Origin of the sequence: Vibrio genomosp. F10 str. ZF-129, assembly GCF_000287055.2 — a bacterium.
GTDB lineage: Bacteria > Pseudomonadota > Gammaproteobacteria > Enterobacterales > Vibrionaceae > Vibrio.
On sequence record NZ_AJYQ02000026.1, the window covers coordinates 1 to 2,375 of the forward strand.

Consider the following 2,375-nt stretch of genomic DNA (forward strand, 5'->3'; position numbering starts at 1 on the left):
ATCCTCGTGTCGGTGGTTCGATTCCGCCTCGAGGCACCATTATTTGGTGCTTAATGTTGAAAAACATTACACAAATAATTCCCCTTTAGTTCAGTTGGTAGAACGGCGGACTGTTAATCCGTATGTCGCAAGTTCAAGTCTTGCAAGGGGAGCCACTTTTAAAAAGGCCTCATCATTTGATGAGGCCTTTTTGCATTTAGGCTCTGCTATCCTTTACGTAATAAAAACCCTCACTACCCTGCTATTGAGCCTAAGAGACATTTACCTGCCATTGTTAAAACTTCATGGCTAATAGTTAACAACTGATCCTTAATGAAAGCTTGATACAATCAGTTACATATAGAAGCATTTGAAAATGACTTTTTTTGCGGTAGAAATTTAATCTCTATCATACTTTGAAGCTAACGATATTTTCTCGGCTATACTTCTAAACTATGCTTTATTGATACATCCGCTGATACAACGGTATCGCTTTTAAACCACGTAATGTGTGGGGACTGCTTAATGAAACTAAAAACACAGGCTTATTTGCTTTCAGGGATCATCTTGATTGCACTGCTTGCTATAACCATGACCGGCTTATGGACACTGCGCGTTGCCAGTAATCTCGATAACAAAGCGCGAGTGACTGAATTATTTAAAAGTGCTTATAGTATTTTAACCGAAGTCGAGAAAATGGCGGCGGATGGCACACTCGAAGAAGAAGAAGCCAAGCAGCTTGCGACACGACTGCTGCGAAATAATATTTATAAAGACAATGAATATGTTTATGTCGCTGATGAGAACATGATATTTGTTGCTGCTCCTCATGATCCAGAAATACACGACACCAGTTTCCACGATTTTAAAGATGGTTCTGGCAACAGTGTTGGGCAGTTATTGCTTAATGCTCTCGGTAACTCCAACCGAATGGTCGAATACACTTGGACTCAAAAACAAGCTGACGGCTCGATTGAAGATAAACTCTCAATAGCCCAAAAAACCCCTCGCTGGAGCTGGGTAGTAGGAACAGGGATTGGCTTTAATGAAACCAACGCTCGCTTTTGGTCTAGTGCTCAATTGAAGATTACGATGTGTCTCATCATTGGCGCCGCTATTTTACTTCTTTTGATTGTCTCGATTAGAAAGATGCTTGCGCTTCTCGGTGGAGAGCCACAAGAGGTAAGTGATGCCGTACAAGCTGTCGCCAAAGGGGAAATTCAGGTTTCGTTTGCTACGTCTCCACCTGAGGGGAGTATTTACTACGCTGTTCAAGATATGAGCCGCTCTCTTGCCGAGCTGGTCAATAACCTTGACACCTCAATGCACGCGTTGCGCAGTGAATTAAGCCATGTAGAGTCACGCGCAGGCAGTATCGCCAGCCTAACGGATACACAACAACAATCTACGGCTATGATAGCTACAGCGATGACGGAGATGGCTTCCTCTGCCAATAACGTTGCCGAATCTGCACGAGATACAGCCAGCAACACCGATGAGGCAGATAAACAAAGCCAACATACTCAGCAGTTGATCCACAATACCGTGCATAATATCGAAGGACTGGCGACCCAATTAGGTACCGCCAGTCAAGCGGTGGCTGACCTAGATAATGATGTAAACAACATTGTAAAAGTGCTGGATGTTATCGGCGGTATTGCCGAGCAAACTAACTTGCTCGCGCTAAATGCAGCGATAGAAGCAGCGCGTGCAGGTGAACAAGGTCGCGGTTTTGCGGTGGTAGCAGATGAAGTTCGCAACCTCGCAGGTCGAACCCAGGACAGTACCAAAGAAATCCAACAGATGATTCATAACCTACAAGAAGGCTCTCGTAAGGCCATTGATACTATGGAAGTCTGTGCTGAGACCAGTCAAAGTACCGTCACCGAGTCTCAAAATGCCTCAGAAGCCTTACAGCAAATTGTAGTGGCACTTGAGTCTATTTCTGCAATGAGCCATCAAATTGCCACAGCGGCTGCAGAACAGACACAGGTTGGGGACGATATATCGATGAGAATCAACATGATCGAAGAAAGTGGCACACAGCTCAGTAGCGTTGTTACAGAAAGTCATGACAGCACACAAACACTCGCCTCTCTTTCTAATGAATTAGAAACCTGGGTGAACAAGTTCACTGTTAAGCAGTAATTCTATTATTTGATAGTAAAAAGCACGCTTTCTAGTGTGCTTTTTTTATACTTATTCAAGCTAGGTAGAGTGTTCAAACCTCATCAGAATCACCATATACAGACGTTTCATGGTGAATAATGAGCAAAAAGACCTCACTGAGTATAGAAAAACAACAAACGATATTTTTTTTGCAATTTAATGTTGACGTTAAAAGAGAAAAACCGTTTAATACACCTCGTTGCCCGGATAGCTCAGTCGGTAGAGCA

1 protein-coding gene and 1 tRNA gene are annotated in these 2,375 nt (G+C 43.3%); both read left to right on the forward strand.

Translation table 11 applies throughout. The annotated features are described in order from the left end of the window. The first annotated feature begins 79 nt into the window (after window positions 1-79). A tRNA-Asn gene (locus A1QO_RS04160) sits at window positions 80-155 on the forward strand. A gap of 349 nt (window positions 156-504) precedes the next feature. Beyond that, window positions 505-2,127: a methyl-accepting chemotaxis protein gene (locus A1QO_RS04165; RefSeq protein ID WP_017034469.1), complete on the forward strand. Its 1,623-nt coding sequence runs from the start codon at window positions 505-507 to the stop codon at window positions 2,125-2,127. Window positions 2,128-2,375: the final 248 nt, after the last annotated feature.

Coding starts and splice junctions, on each gene's coding strand:
- A1QO_RS04165 (WP_017034469.1), top strand. CDS start 505: ATGAAACTAAAAACACAGGCTTATTTGCTTTCAGGGATCATCTTGATT.